Origin of the sequence: Clostridium sp. AF27-5AA (assembly GCF_003478415.1) — a bacterium.
Taxonomy (GTDB): domain Bacteria; phylum Bacillota; class Clostridia; order Lachnospirales; family Lachnospiraceae; genus Otoolea; species Otoolea fessa.
In genome coordinates this window covers 59,514-78,345 of the sequence record NZ_QUFH01000012.1, presented here as the reverse complement: position 1 = coordinate 78,345, position 18,832 = coordinate 59,514, and the positions used below count along the sequence as shown (strand labels likewise).

Here is an 18,832-nt window from a genome sequence, read left to right as displayed (position 1 = left end):
AATGCATCACACCAAACTTCCATAATCGTTACTGTTCACGCATACGTGCCCAGTAACGGAATTTGCCGTGGCTTCGCATTTAAATACGGCAAATTCCTGCTGCCACCACGTTTTCTTACGGCACTTTCGGTTCCAAAAGTGCCTACCCGTGAACAGTAACCCATAATCATATTTATAACACATTAATGCTTAAAATGCATTGTTTTTTTGCTATAAAAGTATTAGACTTCGGCTATAATAATTATTAGAATAAAGGCATCAAACGTGTTATTTTTCTAACACTAAAACAGAACTTTTTATATCGGCATCTCCTTTGTGTTTGTGACAGAACATCAGCCATCATCCGCCCGGTTTCCGAAACGGCAGCACGACAGGCGGATCTTGAATTAAGGAGAAAATCATGAACAAGAAATATCTGCCAAGTGCACTTATCATGTACTTAAACTACTTTATCCATGGCGTCGGCTGTTCGATTCTCGGACAGGCAGTCATCAAGGAAGCGCTTGCCGCAGCCTGGGGCGTTGAGGCAATGGCGATCACCGCGATTTCCGCTGCTTTAGGACTCGGACGTCTGATTGCACTTCCATTTGCCGGACCACTTTCCGACAAACTGGGACGCCGCATCTCAACCGCGATCGGCAGCGCCTCCTACGCGGTTTACCTGATTGGACTTGCTTTCGCTTTCAGCGCCGGACAAAACGGCGGCTATCAAATTGCTTATGTATGTGCAATCATCGGAGGTATCTCCAACTCGTTCCTTGATACCGGTATCTATCCGGCGGTTGCCGAGATTATCAGCAGCGCTCCGGGTGTCGCTACCATGGGAATCAAATTTTTCATTGCGATCGCGCAGATGCTTCTGCCGTTCGTACTCGGTGTTGCTGTGACAACCACCGCCACCGGCATGGTATCTTACAATCCGTTATTTATCGGATGCGGTATTATTTACGCTGTTTTATTTGTACTTATTTTCCTGTTCCCGCTGCCAGATTCTGAGCAGAAGGCAGAGGGCAAATCCGAGGGACTCATCGCCAGCTTAAAACACACAAATTTTTCGTTTGAGTCCATCGCCATGATCGTGATTGGTTTCACCTGCACCGGTACCTTCCAGTTATGGTTAAACTGCGCGCAGAACTTCGCAAAAGAAAATGCAGGCTGGGCGAACCCGTCCATCATGCAGACCTACTATTCCGCAGGTACCCTGATGGCGCTCGTTGTCACCTCCCTGCTGACCCGTAAAATCAAGGATGTACGTTTCATCCTCGTTTACCCGGTTATCTGCCTCGTTACTTTGGTTGCCGTACTCATCGGTCACAGCCAGACCCTTATGATTGCAGGCGCTTTCATCATCGGCTGGGCAGGCGCGGGCGGTCTGTTACAGATTGTAACCTCCGTCTGCAACATGCTGTTCCCGAAGATCAAGGGAACCGTAACCGCACTGGTTATGATTGCTTCTTCCTTATGTAATTACACAATTTTGACTGCCGCTTCCAAAATGGCACCATCCCATGTTATGATAATGAATATCGTACTGACTGCCATCGGCGTTCTCTTGGGACTCTTTGTCAATGCCCGCTACGCGAAAATGGTGTCTCTGGCAGAAAGCGACGAATAAATATTTATTGATAAAATGAAAGGATTCTCTGATTATGAATACTATCAAAGTTAGAAATATCGAAATTGGCTCCGGCACACCGAAGATCATCGTTCCGATCGTAGGCGTTACCAAACAGGAAATCATCGACGAGGCAAAAACGTTTGATTCTATTCCGGTTGATGTGGTAGAATGGCGTGCAGACTGGTTCGAGGGTGTCTTTGATTTTGAGAAGGTAGAAGACGTCTTAAAGGAACTGCGTGCCGTTCTCGGCGAGACTCCGATTCTGATGACTTTCCGTACCTCCAAAGAGGGCGGCGAGAAATCCATCGAGCCGGAAGATTACGCAAAGCTGAACATCAAGGCAGCTCAGACCGGCTATGTCGATTTCATTGACGTAGAGATCTTTACCGGCGACGCGATTGTAACCAAGATCATAGACGGTGCACATGCTGCTGGCGTGAAAGTCATCGCTTCCAACCATGACTTCCACAAGACGCCGGAGAAATCCGACATCATCTACCGCCTGCGTAAGATGCAGGATATAAATGCAGATATCCCGAAGATCGCAGTTATGCCGCAGAACAAGAAAGATGTTTTAACGCTTCTCTCTGCCACCGAGGAAATGACTTCCCTCTATGCGGACCGTCCAATCATTACCATGTCGATGGCTGGCACCGGCGTTATCAGCCGTCTCTGCGGCGAGGTATTTGGTTCTTCCATGACCTTCGGCGCTGCCAAGAAGGCATCCGCACCGGGTCAGATGGGCGTAAAGGATCTGGAGACTGTACTGGGACTGCTTCACAGTGCGATGTAATATCTGGCTTATCCAGTTATTCGGTTACTGTTCACGCTAACGTGCCCAGTAACTGAATTTGCCGTGGCTTCGCATTTAAATACGGCAAATTCCAGCTGCCACCACGCTATCTTACGGCACTTTCGGTTCCAAAAGTGCCTATATTATACTTTTAGCCACCTATTTTTTTACTCCCGGAAATCCCTGTGCCTGCGGGTACGTGGGAATTCTCCGCGAGGCACTCAAGACCTGCTACCTCCATCGCAGGTCTATTATTGTTATCAAGCGGCACATCCGTTTTCAAACGTGCCTGCATAAACAGCAACCTATTATCCGTATTTACAAGGGGATTATTCATGAAAAAAACACTTCACTGGCTGGATGAAAACCTGGAAGAATTTCTGCTGGTTGTCATGCTGGCTGCGATGACACTCATTATGGGAATCCAGATATTTTCCCGCTACGCGCTTGGGCAGTCTCTGTCCTGGTCCGAGGAGGTTACCCGTTTTCTCTTTATCTGGAGCGGTTTTTTAAGCGTCAGCTATTGCAGCAAAAAGTGCCTGTCTATCAAGATCGAACAGTTCGTCGCTGCCTTTCCACGCAGAGGTAAGGCTCTTTTTAAGGTTGTCAACCACACCTTTGAGCTGATTTTTTTCCTTTATATGATCCCATTTGCATACTCTTACATGATGTCCGCCATTCACAGCGGACAGTTATCCCCCGCCTGCGGGATTCCGATGTACTATATTCAGGCAGCGCCGTTTGTTTCCTTTCTTCTGGTAACATTCCGCATTCTGCAGCGCTGGATCATCGAATTTAAGGTTGCCCGCGGCTAAGATGTCTACGATCCGGCCCACCCGGAGCGCAATACACCGGAATCCTTTATCCATGCAAATGCAGATATGCCGGAAAAGGAATCCAATGAAATCGAATCTCTCATCGAGGCAAATACACCATCTGGAAAGGAGGAACACTGATGCCTGCTGCTCTCTTATTTGTTATCTTTGTCGTGCTGCTTGTCATCGCAATCCCGGTATCGATCACGCTCGGTATCGCCTCGGTTCTCCCTTCCGTTTTTGACCCGTCCTTCACGGTCGGCGCTAAGTATCTGATCCGCGCCATGTTCGGCGGACTGGATTCTTTTCCCTTGCTCGCCGTGCCGATGTTCGTCTTATCCGGCATCATCATGGCAAAGGGCGGTATTTCCAAGAAGCTGTTTGACGTATTTGCCTTCTTTCTTGGCAATTTTACCGCCGGTATGCCATGCGCGGTCATCGTGACCTGCCTCTTCTACGGCGCTATCTCCGGCTCTGCCCCGGCAACCGTTGCAGCCGTCGGAAGCATGACGATCCCGATTTTAAGCGCCCTCGGCTATGACCGGACTTTCTCTACCGCGATCGTGGCAGTCGCAGGCGGTCTGGGCGTTATCATTCCGCCGAGTATCCCGTTTATCATGTACGGCATGGCGTCCGGTGCCTCTGTCAGCAGCCTGTTCTTAGCCGGCGTCATTCCGGGTCTGATGATTGGTCTGCTCCTGATGCTGTATGCCATCTATCACTGCCGGCGTTACGGCGAAGATAGAGAAAAAATCCACGCTGAAATCCATCTGCTGCGCGAAAAAGGGCTGTTCCGGGTGCTGCGCGAAAGCTTTTTCGCTCTCTTAAGCCCGGTCATCATCCTTGGCTGTATCTACAGCGGCATCGCCTCCCCCACGGAAGCAGCAGTTATCTCCGTTTTCTATGCCCTGTTTGTCAGCCTGTTCCTCTACCGGACCATGAAATTCCGGGATATCCCGCCGATTTTTGTGGAAGCGATCCGCACATTCACACCGATCCTCTTTATTCTGGCAGCTTCCACGGCATTTTCCAGAGTCCTGACCCTGATGCAGGTGCCGCAGGCGGTCAGCAACTTTATCCTGGAACATTTCAACAGCCCGGTCATGATCCTGCTTGTCATCAACCTGTTCCTGCTTATCGTGGGAATGGTCATGGATACAACCCCGGCGATCCTGATTCTGACCCCGATCCTGCTCCCGATCGTGACAGCGATCAACATGGATCCGGTCCAGTTCGGTGTGATCATGGTTGTCAATCTGGCAATCGGCTTCGTAACCCCGCCGATCGGCGTCAACCTCTTTGTCGCCAGCTCCCTGACCGACGTCCCGATCATGGCGATCGCCAAAAAAGCGATGCCGATGATTGGCTTGTTTCTGGTGGCGCTGCTGCTGATTACGTTTATACCGGCTTTGTCGCTGGGATTGTTGTAATGCTGAATGGACGCTTGGAAATGTTGAAGCTCTGAAAGATTTCATATAACGACCTGCTTCACGCTTTCAGGCTGTGAATGGAATATTTCACATATGAAATGGATATTTTTAAATTTGAAAGGATCTCCCATTATGATTTATATTTCAAACCTAGTGTCCCGCCGATGCCGGACTTCTTTCCGATTCGCTGCGGCGCTCATTTCTTCGTCGGTTCTTTTATTCGGCGCCTCGCTCGCGCTGAGCGGCTGCGCCTCCAGCCAGAAAGAACAGCGCTATTCCTGGCCACTGGCGACCGCCAGCCCGGAGGACACGGTAACGCAGCTGTTTGCCGAAAAATTTGCGGAGGAAGTACATGACTTAAGCAACGGCGCAATGCGGATTCAGGTTTACGCCAACTCCACACTCGGCGGTGACCGCGACCTGCTCGAAACGTGCGCGGACGGCGATATCCCATTTGTCGTGCAGAACACCGCCCCTCAGGTTTCTTTCATGAAGGATCTCGCCGTTTTTGACCTTCCATGCGTCTTTGATTCGCTGGATGACTGCCGCAAAAAGCTGGATGATCCGGATTTTTACAATCTCATCAGCCAGGTGTACACCGACGGCGGTTACCACCTGCTCGGCATGGCAGATCAAGGATTCCGCATCATGAGCACAAATAAACCGGTTTACTCTCTGGCGGATTTCAAAGGGCAGAAAATCCGTACCATGGAAAACAGCTATCATCTCGCATTCTGGAAAGCAATCGGCGCCAATCCGACGCCAATGACCTTCAGCGAGGTGTATATCGGTCTCCAGCAGCACACGATCGACGCGCAGGAGAACCCGTATGAGGTCATCGTCTCCAACCGTCTTTACGAACAGCAGGATTATGTGGTCGAGACGAACCACCTGCCACATCTGATCTCCCTGATTGTCAATGACGATTTCTTCCAGAACCTGACTCCGGAAGAACAGGAAATCATGACGCAGGCAGCCAAAACCGCGACCGAGTATGCCAGAGAACAGTCCGACGCGCGCATCTCCAACCGTATCGCTACGATCGAAGCGAGCGGCACCGCGATTTTAACTCTCTCGGATGAAACGCGCGATGCCATCCGGGAGGCGGCTGGAAGCGTATATGAGAGTATCCGTGAGAATATTGATCCGGAAATTTATGACGCATATATGGAGCCATAACCTCATCTTCTTTTACCATCTGCAAAAAAAGTTCATACAAAATTCAAAAGCGGATATACCGACCATCTGGTCAGTACATCCGCCTTTTCTCATGTTTCAATCATTCCACGAAACTTTTTATCTGCCTTGCGGACAGCATCCCGTTTCACTTCATCCTGGCACTGCGCTTCAATTATTTAGCTTCTTCTGCGTCAGCCTCTTCATCGGTCTCCGGTACATTGTTGTGAACCGCTGTGACGGTAGCAACTACTGCCTCCAGATCGGTCAGAATATCAACGTCTTTATCTTTTGCGATCGAAAGGTCTTTGACACGAATTGTATCACCAATCTCCATCTCACCAACATCAACTTTGACTTTCTCAACCAGTGCAGCCGGTAATGCGCGGTACGATACTTCTTTCAGTACCTCCTGCAGAACGCCAGTTTCTACCTTGTCGTGGTTCTCGAAGATAATCTCAGCAACGGAATGAACCTTCTCATTGCTTACCAGCGCCTGGAAATCTATTTCTACAACCTGATTTGCCATTGCATCATAGTCAACTTCCTTGATCAGGACATCGTAGACTTCGCCTTCTACATCCAGCATAATCTGTCCGCCCTTGGTCTCGTTCTTCAGCAGACGATCCACGTCTTTCTTTTCCATCTTAACAGGAATGGAGCCCTGAATCTTCTTGCCAAATACGTTGCCTGTTACATAGCCTTCTCTTCTGAGTCTCTTTGCCTTAACATCCATGCTTCTTTTTTCAGCTTTTAAAGTAGTCATTTGTCTTTTCCTCCAAAAATCTGATCTGCGCCTTCCGCACGCCCTGTGTGGAAAACACATTGTGCTTAGCAGCCCTCAGCCATGGGGTTTTGTTAAGTATCTATCTCCTTGTTACGGCTCATATTATAGCAAGGTTCTCTGAAAACGATTCACTAAAAATAAAAATATTTCGGCTTTATTTTCAGCATTTTTAAGGTTGAAATTTAGAATTTGTATATTTTTCTTTCTGTCTTTTTTATACAAGAAGTATCTCCCTAAATCCGCCACCCGGTTTCAGGGCACACACACTTTTAAATCCACACGCCACCGCCAGCTCCTGCGCCTGCTTAAACCCATATCCGATCGTGTCGGCACTGTGGCTGTCGGAGTTGATGAGGATACGTCCGCCGCAGGCACACAGCTCTTTTAACAGGGCTGCAGACGGGTACGGCGCACTCCGGTAGCCGCGGGACATGGCGCCTGTGTTGATCTCAAACGGAATCCCCAGAGCCGCCAGTTTGTGCATCGCCGTGATCGCCGGTTCCAGATAGGCGTCTTTCGTCTCGTCGAAATGTTTATATCCCTCGTTAAATTTTGTCAACAGGTCAAAATGTCCGATGAAATCGCATTTTGTCCGGTCATAAATCTGCGCCTCTGCCTCGAAATACTCCTGTGCAAAGGCGTACCAGTCACCATGCCACAGCGTCTCGACTGCTTTTACCAGTTTCTCTTCCGTATCATCCACACAAACATACTCGCCATCCTTGATGAGCGCATGGGTCGAGCCGATCGCGTATTCTGCTTTCTGCACCGGTCCCAGTCCATCCAGCTCGATCCCGATATAGAGATTCATCTTTCCCCGGTATTCCTCCCGGAGTTCTTGAAGTTCTTCGGTATACTGGCGAAGCTTCTCGTCGTCCATCCCGAATCCCGGCTCAAACATCGAAAAATCAGCATGTCCTGAAACACCAAAATCGGTCATTCCCATCCGGTATGCCGCCTCCACCATCTCCCGCGGTGTACTCTTTCCGTCGCAGAACGTGGTGTGGGTGTGAAAATCTGTATGAAGCATCGGTAATCTCCTTTCTTATTTCACTCTGTCAAAACGTTTCTGCCTCTTCACAGCTGCGGGCAAACATCCTTGCGGATTTGTCTTCAACAAAGGATTTATCGCAAACTCCGCTCCGCCATCTGCATCCGCTTTTCAAACTGCTCGTAAAAGTCCTTCTCTCCATCATACGGAAGCAGATAGAACAGTTTCATAATCAACAGATTGCGCCGTTTTTCGTGCTCGGCTGCCGCAGTGGCACGGTTTTTCTTCTGTATCTCCTGTTCCTCCGGCGTTCCGATGCATGGTTCTGCCAAAAGGTTCTGCGCCGCCTCCGTTTCCGCCCTTCTTATATCTTTTAAGAAATAATGCCACCGGCTGATATACGCCTCATACCGCTTTAAATCTGGCGTATCGATCCATTTTTTCACTTTGACTTTCGTCCGGTTTTCCTTTTTACACTCATGAATCTGGAGAAAATACTGGAAACTTCCATTTTCATAAAAGCGCCCCAGTGGAAACAGGCGGCAGATACCCGGCCGGTATGCATGGATCCGGCAGCGCCCTGCTTCATCGAGAAACCCACAGGCTTCCTCCACCCCGCTCCGGAGCGCCAGATTCGGCAGAATCTGTCCGTCCACGACGTTCCACTCTACCTTTTTTTCCTCCAGCAGATGTTCCAGCGTGTCCCCGCGCAAGGCGGTCAGACGGTACACATCATATGGATCCAGCACGATCGAATTACCCATTCCATGGCAGCACGCCGAACAGCCCCGGCAATCATCGCATCCGGCTTTTACCATATCGTCCCGGCTGTACAGCTTTCCATCTGAAATCTCCGCCATCGTTACATTACGTTCCATCTCTACTTCTCTCTTTCTGCCTCAATCCGATCTAAAATCTCCCACAAATGTTCCAGATCCGCCTCTCTGGTCGCCCAGCTCGTCGCAAAACGGACAACGGTGTGATCCTCGTCATACCGCTCCCAGAAGCTCACGGAAACCTCTTTTTCAATCTGCTCCATCCGATCATTTTCCAAGATCACAAACTGCTGGTTGGTCGGGGACTCACGGAAAAACGTATAACCGCGCTGTTTTAACCCTTTCTTTAAAGCTGCCGCCATCTCTACCGCATGGCGTCCCAGGCGCTCGTACAGCCCGTCTGTAAACAGCACATCAAACTGGATTCCCAGCAGGCGTCCCTTTGCCAGCAGCGCGCCCTGCTGCTTGATCCGGGTAATAAAATGCGCCGGAACATTCTTCTTCTCACCAAATACAACTGCCTCTCCGCAGAATGCGCCCATCTTCGTGCCGCCGATATAAAATACATCACACAGATGCGCGATCTCCGAAAGACTCAGGTCATTTTCCTCCCCCGCCAGACCATATCCAAGACGCGCCCCGTCCAGATAGAGCGGGATTTCATACGAACGGCAGATCTCCGAGATCGCCTGCAGCTCCTTCCGGCTGTATAAGGTTCCGTATTCCGTCGGATGGGAAAGATACACCATTCCCGGAAATACCATATGATCATGGTTTGCGTCCGCCTCGAAATTTTGCAGATATTCCTGCAGATCCGCCGGATCAATCTTCCCATCTTTTTCCGGAAGCTGCAACACCTTATGCCCGGTGTACTCGATCGCCCCGGCTTCATGAATACTCACGTGCCCTGTCTGCGCTGCTACTACGCCCTCATACGGTGCAAGCATGCTGCTGATCACGGCCGCATTCGTCTGGGTACCGCCCACCAGAAAATAAACCTCCGCCTCCGGGCATCCGGTCGCCTCCTGTATTTTTCTGGCGGCACTCTGGCAGTACCGGTCCATGCCATATCCCGGCAGACTCTCCCGGTTCGTCTCCGCCAGCTTCTGAAGTATCTCCTCGCAGGCGCCCTCTGTATAATCGCTTGCAAATGAAAGCATCGTAGTATCTCCTCCTGTTCTTTCTTCGAGCAAACACAATCCTGCGTTCTCGAAATTGTTTGTATTTTTTGTCCTCACCAGTGCCAAAGAAGCACCCGCATCAGCATCGCCGTCAAATTTGCTGCACTGTGAAATAACACAGGTTCCCACAGACGGTTCTTTTTTTCATACAGCCACGCCAGTATAAGTCCCATGAGCGCCGCATAAATCCCCTGCGCCCAGTTTCCATGCACCAACCCGAAAAATGCCGCCGATCCAAGTGCCGCCCAGAAAAATGGGAGCGCCATACGCAGGCGCTCAAATAAAATGCCGCGAAACAGCAGTTCTTCGGAAAGCGGGGCGGCAATGCCCATGAGAAAGAACTGCTGCCACAGGTCCCCGGAAAATAAAGCGGCGGCGCCCTCCGACGCACCTTTTCCCAGAGCTGCCGCAAGCATATCCCCCTGAGGCATTTTCAAACATAGAGACACCGCTTCAGCTGCCTGCCCAGTCATCCGAACCTTTTGCACTGCAATATGCAACACTCCCAGGAAAATCTCCTTTTTTTCTAATGCCCAGAAAATCATGTTAAACACAGCACTGAACGCAGCTGCCCCCAGCAGGATTTTCCACACATCCGGCACTTTTTCCCAGAAATATCCACTTTTTTCTTCCTTTGTCGTCTCTATCTGTGGAGAGACCTGCTCTTTCATCCCGTCTGCCTCTGCTATGCGCCTGTTTTCTTTCTTTTTCTGGATCCTCCGCCAGTAAAATGGATAAATCACGGCAAATGTAAGAAACGACGACACGGTTCTTCCCGCATTTCCCTCCAGATGTCCCAGCACCTCCACACATCCGCCGATTAAATCGCTGATGACGCACGGAAAAAACATCTGCCAGACGATGCGCCAATCCGCTGTCTCCTGCCGTTCTTCGTCCATTTTTCTGCCTCCTGTCATCCTTTTCCTATCTGCATCTGTTTCCATGACTTTTTCAGACTTTCTACTCCACGCCTGCCTTCGCGCAGATATCCTGCAGACAGCACTTGTCACAGTACGGCTTCGTCCGCGCCGTACAGACTTCACGCCCGTGATACACCAGGCGGTGGCAGAAATCGCTGCCTTCCTCCGGTGGAATCAGCTTCCAGAGTGCCATTTCCACGCGCTTCGGGTCCTTGATTCCTTCCACCAGCCCTATCCGGTTTACCAGGCGGATGCAGTGCGTATCCGTGACGATCGCCGGTTTTTCAAACACATCCCCCATAATGAGGTTGGCACTCTTTCTGCCGACTCCCGGAAGCTTTAACAGAGCGTTAAAATCATCCGGCACATGCCCGCCGTACTCGTCGCGCAGCACCTTCATACAGGCGCTGATGTCCCGCGCCTTGCTGTGTCCCAGACCGCACGGCTTCACAATCGCCTCGATGTCTTCCACCGGGGCATCCGCCAATGCCGCCACATTTGGATATTTCTCAAACAATCCCTTGACTACCACATTGACACGCGCATCGGTACACTGCGCCGCCAGACGGACACTAACCAGCAGCTTCCACGCCTGATTGTAGTCCAGCGTACAACCCGCATCCGGATATTCTTTTTTCAGGCGGTCAATTACCTCTAATGCAAGCTCTTCCTTTGTCATGTTCCTGTCTCTCCTATCTTCTATCCTTCACTTTTCAATTTACAGTCTGTCTTTGTAACAGCTGACACAACACTACAACCACTGCTGCATTCTTCCAGCCTCATACGAATCACAGCCGCTTCTGCAACTTTTTATTCTCATACGAACTGCATATGCTTACTATTCTTCCGCGTCCGCATCCTTCTTTCGTTTTCCGCCGCGCCGTACCTTGGAAAGTACCGGCTTTTCTTCTTTCTGTTTGACACGCACATAGATGATCGACAGAATCTTATTGTGCGGATTGCGCGCTGACCGAACCTCAACGGAATCAAACAGCTCGATAAACTGCTTTAACTTCGTGCATTTATAATTTCGCGGGTCAAATCCCGGCACACGCTTTGGAAGATTGTCTCCCAGCTCCGATAAATCCACCCATCCGTCATCGTCCGCATGTGTATTGATGATCGAGATAATCTCTTTCTCCATCTCCTCCATGTTCGGAATATTGCTGACTGCATTCGGATCGCTTTCTTTCTCTGCCTCTTTTCTGGAACCATCCGCCTCACTCTCCTTGCGCGTCTGCGGCAGGGACGGATTCTGCGACGGATTTTCATCGTTTAATAAAATATCCAGGAATTTAAATGTCTCACACGCCGAAACAAATGCATTCGGCGTCTTGCGCTCTCCCATGCCGATCACCGTCATGCCTGACTCACGCAGGCGCAGCACCAGCTTCGTAAAATCACTGTCCGAGGTGACGATACAGAATCCATCCACATTGCCCGAATATAAAATATCCATCGCATCGATGATCAGCGCCGAATCGGAGGCATTTTTCCCCTGCGTATAATTGTACTGGAAAACCGGCGTGATCGCATAGTCGCGCAGGTTCTTCATCCACGCCCGCACGCTTGGCGTCTGAAAATCGCCGTAAAGGCGCTTGTATGTCGCACTTCCATAATTGCTGACCTCATCTAAAATCAGCTTGATATACTTGCCGGACACATTTTCCGCATCGATCAGTACGGCTATTTTTTTGTCATCCATCTCCTGTTTCCTTTCTCAAATACCGCTCAAAATATTCTCTGCCGCTTTCATCAGGGCGCACTTTCCTTTGAAATAAAAAGGCACCGGAACTTTCGCACGGTCGCATGATCGTGACTCTGAAAGCCTCCGGTGCCGGAATTTCTCATTTTCACACCGCCGAAACGGTCGTGATCGACAGCCGATACAGCTTATCTATAAGTGTATCACGTTCATGAGAAATCAGCAAATATTCTTTTTATTGTATTATGGTTTCACTGCATATCCGTCGTTCTCTTACATCACTGTCAAAATCAACAACAGGGTAGAACTCTCACGAATCCTACTCCAAAATTACTAACATAAAGCCAGCTACGGCTTAAACCATAGCTTAATGTCAAAGAGGAAAAAACAAACTCTTGAATATTAAAATTCTTCAACAAAAATCCTCTAAGACAATAGATATTTCACTATCTCTTAGAGGATATTTCTTCAAAACTTGTTCCGCTGTATGAATCATATCATTACCTCCACATACATCATCACTTCATCCCTTACTCCAAGTTTAACCGCATACTCAATCAATCTTGAAAGATTCTTTTCCTTCGAGGACATATATTCCTTGATTGCTGTCTGATATAACTGAATTTCATATTTCTTTCGATCTTTAATCAAATCACAAATACATCTTTCCTTGTCATATACTTTAACCAAATTACCGCTGCTTGACGGGATTTCACAGGTCCCCATATCAAGAATCTCTGGGTTTGCGTAACGAACTTCTTTGTTTTTCTTTTTGATATGTGTTGCATTATATCCGGTAGGAACAGTGAAACAAATATGACTGTATTCTCTGTCGATAAGACCATGCAAATAAAGGGCGGTCTCGCCCGAATAAATAATATTCTTATTTCGTTGCTGGAGTACAAACAACTCATCTGGCCACACATTATCTAAAATATAAATGCCATGTGCCACTTTTTCCATATCATGCTCTCTGACGTATTTTGAGACAGATGGCTTTGATACACCTGATTCAACGGCCTTCGATGTAATCAAATATCCATTGTCTTTTTCAATTAGCGATTCCAAAATATCTGATATTGACATAGTTGTCCTCCTTATCCTTGATATTTGCTTTTGTGCTTAAATTATATTATATTTAAGCGTAAAAGTAAATTCAATCCTTATATGCTTGCAGAAGTAAAAGATAACGCAGCCGAATAATTTCACAAAAAAGCGACAGTCTGATTTACATTTTGTATTTCAGGAAACTGCCGCTTCTTTTTCTTCCTTATTCTGTTTTTCTTCCTCCAACTCTCGGAGGACTTCATCGCCGTACTTATCAATCATCCGTACCAGAAAATCAATGCACCGTTCAAATTCAATATTCTGTTGCATAAGCTCCTCCCGTCATTGTTTTGATCTGAGCTTATTTTACAGAACCTACCGGAAAACCACATTGAATAGAAATTGATTGTAAATTGACACAATCACTTTAAAAATATCCGCATTTTCTTTAATCAAATATATGTTCGTGTTATGATAGATATACTCAATCTTAACTAGTTATGACGGAAAAACCAGCCTTCCAAAACTTAGAAAAGATCACTTGCTATAGAATTGTAATTTGCTTCTTCTTTGACCCCTTATAAACACAAAAGCTGAACAAACAGGATTTTTCGTCCTACTTGGCAGATTATAGTTCTCTCCTACTTCGATTCCACATTTCCTTTTGATTTGAGAAATATATAAATTTGAAACCTTCAAGCCAAATTCTTTCAGCACATAATCTTTGATTTCCTGATAGGTCGCTTTCGGCTCTGCACTGGTTGCATCCAGCTCGTTCAGGTCTAAATCGATCTCTATCGTGTCATCTGGTTTTTGCGCGAGCAACGAGGCAAGCCGAGATGCTTGCATCTCGATTTGCCGACTGCCGCGTTCATCGAGACAAGTACTCTTGTCTCAATGTTGGGACAAAAGAGCTACCGTCTCCACATGCCCGCTCATCCCGAACATATCACAGCATCTCACGCGCTCCACCGCGTATCCTCTTTCATTCAGATACTTCACATCGCGCGCCAATGTGGCGGAATCGCAGCTGACATAGACTACCCGCTTTGGCTGCATCCGGACGATCGTGTCGAGGCAGACGCTGTCACAGCCTTTGCGCGGCGGATCGACGACGATGACATCGGCATAGACCTGATTTTTTTCATACTCCCTTGGAAGTACCTCTTCAGCTTTTCCGACGAAAAACTCGACATTTTCCATGCCATTTAATGCCGCGTTCCGGCGGGCATCCTCGATCGCCGGAGGGACGATCTCTACACCGTACACTTTCTTCGCTTTCTGCGCCAGAAACAGGGAAATGGTTCCGATTCCGCAGTACAGATCCCATACAGTCTCCCCACCGGTCAGCCCCGCGTATTCCAGCGCCGTTCCATAGAGTTTTTCCGTCTGCACCGGATTGACCTGATAGAAAGAAAGCGGCGAAATCTGGTACGATACATTTCCGATTTTATCTGTGATATAGCCTGGTCCGTATAAGTTTACAAGCTCCGCACCAAGAATCACGTTTGTTTTTTCCTGATTGATGTTGTAGGAAATACTGGTCATGCCAGGGACTTCTTTTAAGCGTTCCACAAAAATATCCGCATGCGGCAGCTTCTTTCCATTGATGACGAGACAGACCATCAGCTCGCCGTTTGAAAATCCCTTCCGAATCAATGCATGGCGAATCAGACCCTTGTGCGTCTCCTCGTCATATGGCGCAATCTGGTATTCTTCCATGATTTTCTTGATAATATCCAGAATTACCGCATTTTCTTCGACACCCAGCAGGCAGTCTTCCGCTTCCACAATATGGTGGGTGCGTCCCGCGTAAAATCCGGCAATGATTCTTCCATCCTTATCGCGTCCAAACGGAAACTGTGCCTTGTTGCGGTAGCGCCACGGGTGCTCCATCCCCAGGATCGGCTCCATGGTGATAGTTTTATCCACACCTTCCCCGGCACTTTTCCCCGACACATTCTCTGCTTTCACCCCCGCATCGGTTGTCTCCATCCTTTCGGATGTATTTCTTTCAGATACATTCTCAGGCACACTCACTTCATCCGCCCGCTCCGGCAGCCGCAGATTCTCCATCCCGCCGATCCGGCGCAGGTTATTGTAGACCTTGCGCTCCTTAAAATGAAGCTGCGCCTCATAACTCATCATCTGAAGCTGGCAGCCGCCGCACTGTCTTGCGACCGGGCATTCCGGCATCACACGGTCTTTGGATGCTTCCAGCACCTCCATCAGACGGGCAAAGCCGTAATTTTTCTTCATTTTCATCGCCCGCGCCCGGATCCGATCCCCGATCACGGCATCTTTTACAAACCAGATATAGCCGTCCTGCTTTCCGATCCCGGCTCCGTCCTCGCTCATATCTTCGATTGTCAGTTCAAATTCATCATTTTTCCTGATTTCCACGTTTTTTTTTACTCCTCATTTTCTTTATTTCGCATCCAGATAATGCGCCCGCTCTCCGCCAATATATTTCAGCCTCGTTCTCGCACACGTCACATGGGCGCCGCCGATCGCACGGATCGAGGTCCGCACCGGAACTGCAACCGGGCGCAGGTGCATACCGATGAAAGTGTCTCCGATATCGATGCCCGCGTGTGCCTGAATCCGCTCTACGGCTGTCGGATGTTCAAATCCCGCATAGGCTGCCGTTGCAAAGGAACCGCCTGCTTTTAGCTGCGGCACGACGTTTACCATCTCCAGACCATATTTTTCCGCCGCTTCTTCTTCCACAATCAGCGCCCGGTTCAGATGTTCACAGCACTGTGCCGCCAGATAAAGCCCCTGCGACTTGGTGACTGCATACAGCTCCTCAAACACCGCTTTTCCGATCTCGGCGCTGGAATAGGAACCGATCTTATGCGATGCAATCTCGCTGGACGAGCATCCGACCACCAAAATCTGTCCCGGCTTCATGTTTGCCGCACTGAGAAGTTCCTCTGCGGCAATCCGTACCTCCTGGCGCAGCTCCTCTAACTGTCCTGCTGTCTCTATTTCTTTTGAAATTCCTGTTGCACTCATCCTGCTGCCTCCTGATTTAATGCCAGAAAAAGCCGCGGACCAAACAGGCTGAGCCCGCCGCAGCTTTTCCAAAATTTTTATTTACATTCCCTTACTTCCGGTAAAACTCCTGAATCCGATCCAGCCTCGCCGTCATGCCGCCCAGCAGCATATCCGCCGCCGCAAATGCCGCCATCGTCTCAACCACGACAACCGCTCTCGGCACAATGATCGGATCATGGCGTCCCTTGATGCTGATGCCGATCTCCTCGCCGCTCTTATTGACGGTTCTCTGCTCTGCGGCAATCGACGGGGTCGGTTTAAATGCCGCACGGAACACAACTTCGCTTCCATCCGTCATACCGCCTAAAATGCCACCTGCATGGTTCGTCGCCTTGCCGATGCTTCCATCCGAATCCATGACAAATGCGTCGTTGTTCTCGCTTCCTGCCATCTGCGCCGCATGGAAACCCTCTCCGATCTCGAAGCCTTTAACAGCACCGATCGAGCAGATTGCCTTTGCCAGGTTCGCATTAAATTTATCAAAAACCGGTTCACCAAGCCCTGCCGGAAGACCGGCAATCACGCATTCCACGATACCGCCAGCAGAATCTTTCTCCGCCATCTTCCTTTCCAGATACTGCTCTGCCTCTGCGGCTGCGGCAGCATCCGGCATATACAGCTTATTCTTTTCACATTCCGCCAGATCAAACCGATCCGGCGCCACTTCCACCGGTCCGATCGCTTTCGTGTATGCTTTTACCTGAATGTTCAAGGATTCCAGCAACTTTGCCGCGATAGCGCCTGCTGCCACGCGTCCGATCGTCTCGCGTCCCGAAGAACGTCCGCCGCCCCGGTAATCCCGGAAACCGTATTTTTCATCGAAGGTATAATCCGCATGTCCGGGACGGTAATAACTGGCGATCTCACTGTAATCCTTCGAATGCTGATCCTGGTTCCGCACCAGCATCGAGATCGGCGTGCCCGTCGTCCGCCCTTCAAAAACGCCTGACAGGATCTCCACCGTATCGCTCTCGCTGCGCTTCGTCGTAAAACGGCTCTGCCCCGGTTTGCGGCGGTCCAGATAACGCTGAACGTCTTCCTCACAAAGCGCAAGCCCCGCCGGACAGCCATCTACGACCACGCCCACGCCTGCGCCGTGGGATTCGCCCCACGTTGTCATTGTCAGTATTTTTCCGTATGTTGACCCTGCCATTCTCGCTATTAACTCCTTCTGCCATTTAGTCTGCTTTCTTTCCTCTCGTAGGTACCTTTGTAATCACACAGCAGTTTGGCTCATTCACCGAAATACTGCGACCGCTCATCACCAGCAGTTTCTCCTTATATTCCACCTGGAAGAAAGAAATGCTGTTACTACCGTGGTTGATCGACGCCAGATGGTTTCCATCCGGGAAAATCGCGATATCTTTCGGGTAATCTCCACTGATCGGAAGACAGCAGAGCAGCTTCAAAAGCCCCGTCTGTGCATCGCGCTCGTAGACACTGACTGAATTATCGCCCGCATTGCTGCAGAACAGATGTGTCTCGTCCTCGGACATCCGGATCGTGCACGCTGCAGTCAGCTGGCTGGTGCGCTCCGGTGCGGTCGATGGGATCGTCTGGATCTTCTCGATCTTCGGCACACGATCGCCCGTTTCATACGTGTATACATCAATCACATTTTTGATTTCATACATCAAATACAAGAATTTTCCATCCTTGCTGAACATGAAATGTCTCGGACCAGATTCCAAATCACAGCGGATCGCGTCCACCAATGAAAGGGTTCCCTTCTCGCCATCAAACCTGTAAATCTTGACCTGGTCAATTCCCAGATCGGCTACCAGCAGGAATCTGCCATCCGGTGTGCGCTCCGCACAGCTCACATGCGGACGGAACGTGCGCTCTGCCACGCTTCCAAGTCCCTTGTGGTAAACGCCGTCGGTCACTTCCCCGATAGAACCGTCCGGTTTCAGGCGGACCACCGTCTCCTTGCCGTCATGATAGCCGGATACGAAGATAAACTTGTCCTCCGCATCGGTCGCAATATGACAGCCGCGCATCGCCTTGATATTTGCGCTGTTCACACGGCTGAGTGCGCCGTTTTCCAGAATCCGGAACGCCACAACGCCCTCGTCCGCGATGGAATAGAGCATCCGCCCGTCATGTGAAACAGTTAAATAGGAAGAGTTGTCCACCTCCACCTCGCACCGGTAGATAAACTTTCCCTTTTTTACATCCACATCATACACGGTAATTCCCTTTGCCTGACCGTTGTATGAGTAAGAACCCACATACGCCATATACTTATCCTGCATGAAATGTTCCTCCTTTGAGCCCCCAGAACCGTTATAACGGTTTCTATCAAATTATCTGCCCCTATTTTATCATCATACCGCCATTTTTGCACCCTTTTTTCACACAATTTGAGAACCCCCGGATTTTCCCGTTTTTTTCCTTGACACCTTCCCCACATTCTGTATAATAGATACTCGGAAACAAGTTTATTATTTCTAAACAAAAAGATTAATTTTACATTCATTTTAGAATTTCTAAACTTTCATCTTACTTTTGCATGTTTCTAAAAAACGCCGGA

General features: G+C 49.2%; 18 protein-coding genes. 5 read left to right on the top strand and 13 right to left on the bottom strand.

Annotation, left to right across the window (positions count from 1 at the left end; genetic code table 11):
• Positions 1 to 400 precede the first annotated feature (400 nt).
• The 5 genes from DWY89_RS11905 to DWY89_RS11880 all read left to right on the top strand — a co-directional run bounded on the left by DWY89_RS11905 (position 401) and on the right by DWY89_RS11880 (position 5,835).
• Complete coding sequence (locus DWY89_RS11905; protein WP_107001849.1) at positions 401 to 1,615, top strand: MFS transporter; 1,215 nt, start codon at positions 401 to 403, stop codon at positions 1,613 to 1,615.
• A gap of 31 nt (positions 1,616 to 1,646) precedes the next feature.
• The gene (gene aroD / locus DWY89_RS11900) at positions 1,647 to 2,411 is read left to right on the top strand and encodes a type I 3-dehydroquinate dehydratase (RefSeq protein ID WP_333491441.1); all 765 of its coding nucleotides are present in this window, start codon (positions 1,647 to 1,649) and stop codon (positions 2,409 to 2,411) included.
• Between the two features lie 335 nt (positions 2,412 to 2,746).
• Entirely contained in the window at positions 2,747 to 3,226 is a 480-nt protein-coding gene (locus tag DWY89_RS11890; protein WP_118523635.1) for a TRAP transporter small permease, read from the top strand.
• Between the two features lie 140 nt (positions 3,227 to 3,366).
• Entirely contained in the window at positions 3,367 to 4,656 is a 1,290-nt protein-coding gene (locus DWY89_RS11885) for a TRAP transporter large permease (RefSeq protein WP_118524701.1), read from the top strand.
• Between the two features lie 132 nt (positions 4,657 to 4,788).
• The gene (locus tag DWY89_RS11880) at positions 4,789 to 5,835 is read left to right on the top strand and encodes a TRAP transporter substrate-binding protein (RefSeq protein ID WP_118523636.1); all 1,047 of its coding nucleotides are present in this window, start codon (positions 4,789 to 4,791) and stop codon (positions 5,833 to 5,835) included.
• 172 nt (positions 5,836 to 6,007) lie between these two features.
• Here the strand turns inward: DWY89_RS11880 and DWY89_RS11875 are convergent, their stop codons facing one another.
• The 13 genes from DWY89_RS11875 to DWY89_RS11815 all read right to left on the bottom strand — a co-directional run bounded on the left by DWY89_RS11875 (position 6,008) and on the right by DWY89_RS11815 (position 18,554).
• The gene (locus tag DWY89_RS11875; protein ID WP_118469307.1) at positions 6,008 to 6,598 is read right to left on the bottom strand and encodes a 50S ribosomal protein L25; all 591 of its coding nucleotides are present in this window, start codon (positions 6,596 to 6,598) and stop codon (positions 6,008 to 6,010) included.
• Between the two features lie 235 nt (positions 6,599 to 6,833).
• Entirely contained in the window at positions 6,834 to 7,649 is an 816-nt protein-coding gene (locus DWY89_RS11870) for a histidinol-phosphatase (protein WP_118523637.1), read from the bottom strand.
• A gap of 95 nt (positions 7,650 to 7,744) precedes the next feature.
• Entirely contained in the window at positions 7,745 to 8,488 is a 744-nt protein-coding gene (locus tag DWY89_RS11865; protein ID WP_118523638.1) for a YkgJ family cysteine cluster protein, read from the bottom strand.
• A gap of 2 nt (positions 8,489 to 8,490) precedes the next feature.
• Positions 8,491 to 9,546, bottom strand: coding sequence for an aminotransferase class I/II-fold pyridoxal phosphate-dependent enzyme (locus tag DWY89_RS11860; RefSeq protein ID WP_118469313.1), 1,056 nt, complete (start codon positions 9,544 to 9,546; stop codon positions 8,491 to 8,493).
• 74 nt (positions 9,547 to 9,620) lie between these two features.
• The gene (locus DWY89_RS11855) at positions 9,621 to 10,466 is read right to left on the bottom strand and encodes a CPBP family intramembrane glutamic endopeptidase (RefSeq protein ID WP_182434582.1); all 846 of its coding nucleotides are present in this window, start codon (positions 10,464 to 10,466) and stop codon (positions 9,621 to 9,623) included.
• A 61-nt stretch (positions 10,467 to 10,527) separates the two neighbouring features.
• The gene (gene nth, locus DWY89_RS11850) at positions 10,528 to 11,166 is read right to left on the bottom strand and encodes an endonuclease III (protein WP_118523640.1); all 639 of its coding nucleotides are present in this window, start codon (positions 11,164 to 11,166) and stop codon (positions 10,528 to 10,530) included.
• 159 nt (positions 11,167 to 11,325) lie between these two features.
• The gene (locus DWY89_RS11845) at positions 11,326 to 12,192 is read right to left on the bottom strand and encodes an NYN domain-containing protein (protein ID WP_022358838.1); all 867 of its coding nucleotides are present in this window, start codon (positions 12,190 to 12,192) and stop codon (positions 11,326 to 11,328) included.
• A gap of 492 nt (positions 12,193 to 12,684) precedes the next feature.
• On the bottom strand, positions 12,685 to 13,278 hold the full coding sequence (locus DWY89_RS11840; protein ID WP_118523641.1) for a type IV toxin-antitoxin system AbiEi family antitoxin domain-containing protein: 594 nt from the start codon (positions 13,276 to 13,278) through the stop codon (positions 12,685 to 12,687).
• 156 nt (positions 13,279 to 13,434) lie between these two features.
• Positions 13,435 to 13,569, bottom strand: coding sequence for a hypothetical protein (locus DWY89_RS14745; protein WP_255646893.1), 135 nt, complete (start codon positions 13,567 to 13,569; stop codon positions 13,435 to 13,437).
• Positions 13,570 to 14,133: 564 nt separating this feature from the next.
• Positions 14,134 to 15,636, bottom strand: a complete 1,503-nt coding sequence (gene rlmD, locus DWY89_RS11830) for a 23S rRNA (uracil(1939)-C(5))-methyltransferase RlmD (protein ID WP_118523661.1) — start codon at positions 15,634 to 15,636, stop codon at positions 14,134 to 14,136.
• A 30-nt stretch (positions 15,637 to 15,666) separates the two neighbouring features.
• A complete protein-coding gene (locus tag DWY89_RS11825) occupies positions 15,667 to 16,257 on the bottom strand; it encodes a TIGR01440 family protein (protein ID WP_022358840.1) in 591 nt (196 codons plus the stop codon).
• Between the two features lie 91 nt (positions 16,258 to 16,348).
• Complete coding sequence (gene aroC / locus DWY89_RS11820; RefSeq protein WP_118523642.1) at positions 16,349 to 17,452, bottom strand: chorismate synthase; 1,104 nt, start codon at positions 17,450 to 17,452, stop codon at positions 16,349 to 16,351.
• Positions 17,453 to 17,477: 25 nt separating this feature from the next.
• A complete protein-coding gene (locus tag DWY89_RS11815) occupies positions 17,478 to 18,554 on the bottom strand; it encodes a lactonase family protein (protein ID WP_107001837.1) in 1,077 nt (358 codons plus the stop codon).
• Positions 18,555 to 18,832: the final 278 nt, after the last annotated feature.

Excerpts from the sequence above, each read along its gene's own strand:
- DWY89_RS11905 (WP_107001849.1), top strand. The coding sequence starts at position 401 with ATGAACAAGAAATATCTGCCAAGTGCACTTATCATGTACTTAAACTAC.
- DWY89_RS11890 (WP_118523635.1), top strand. The coding sequence starts at position 2,747 with ATGAAAAAAACACTTCACTGGCTGGATGAAAACCTGGAAGAATTTCTG.
- DWY89_RS11885 (WP_118524701.1), top strand. The coding sequence starts at position 3,367 with ATGCCTGCTGCTCTCTTATTTGTTATCTTTGTCGTGCTGCTTGTCATC.
- DWY89_RS11880 (WP_118523636.1), top strand. The coding sequence starts at position 4,789 with ATGATTTATATTTCAAACCTAGTGTCCCGCCGATGCCGGACTTCTTTC.
- DWY89_RS11875 (WP_118469307.1), bottom strand. The coding sequence starts at position 6,598 with ATGACTACTTTAAAAGCTGAAAAAAGAAGCATGGATGTTAAGGCAAAG.
- DWY89_RS11870 (WP_118523637.1), bottom strand. The coding sequence starts at position 7,649 with ATGCTTCATACAGATTTTCACACCCACACCACGTTCTGCGACGGAAAG.
- DWY89_RS11865 (WP_118523638.1), bottom strand. The coding sequence starts at position 8,488 with ATGGAACGTAATGTAACGATGGCGGAGATTTCAGATGGAAAGCTGTAC.
- DWY89_RS11860 (WP_118469313.1), bottom strand. The coding sequence starts at position 9,546 with ATGCTTTCATTTGCAAGCGATTATACAGAGGGCGCCTGCGAGGAGATA.
- DWY89_RS11855 (WP_182434582.1), bottom strand. The coding sequence starts at position 10,466 with ATGGACGAAGAACGGCAGGAGACAGCGGATTGGCGCATCGTCTGGCAG.
- nth (WP_118523640.1), bottom strand. The coding sequence starts at position 11,166 with ATGACAAAGGAAGAGCTTGCATTAGAGGTAATTGACCGCCTGAAAAAA.
- DWY89_RS11845 (WP_022358838.1), bottom strand. The coding sequence starts at position 12,192 with ATGGATGACAAAAAAATAGCCGTACTGATCGATGCGGAAAATGTGTCC.
- DWY89_RS11840 (WP_118523641.1), bottom strand. The coding sequence starts at position 13,278 with ATGTCAATATCAGATATTTTGGAATCGCTAATTGAAAAAGACAATGGA.
- DWY89_RS14745 (WP_255646893.1), bottom strand. The coding sequence starts at position 13,569 with ATGCAACAGAATATTGAATTTGAACGGTGCATTGATTTTCTGGTACGG.
- DWY89_RS11825 (WP_022358840.1), bottom strand. The coding sequence starts at position 16,257 with ATGAGTGCAACAGGAATTTCAAAAGAAATAGAGACAGCAGGACAGTTA.
- aroC (WP_118523642.1), bottom strand. The coding sequence starts at position 17,452 with ATGGCAGGGTCAACATACGGAAAAATACTGACAATGACAACGTGGGGC.
- DWY89_RS11815 (WP_107001837.1), bottom strand. The coding sequence starts at position 18,554 with ATGCAGGATAAGTATATGGCGTATGTGGGTTCTTACTCATACAACGGT.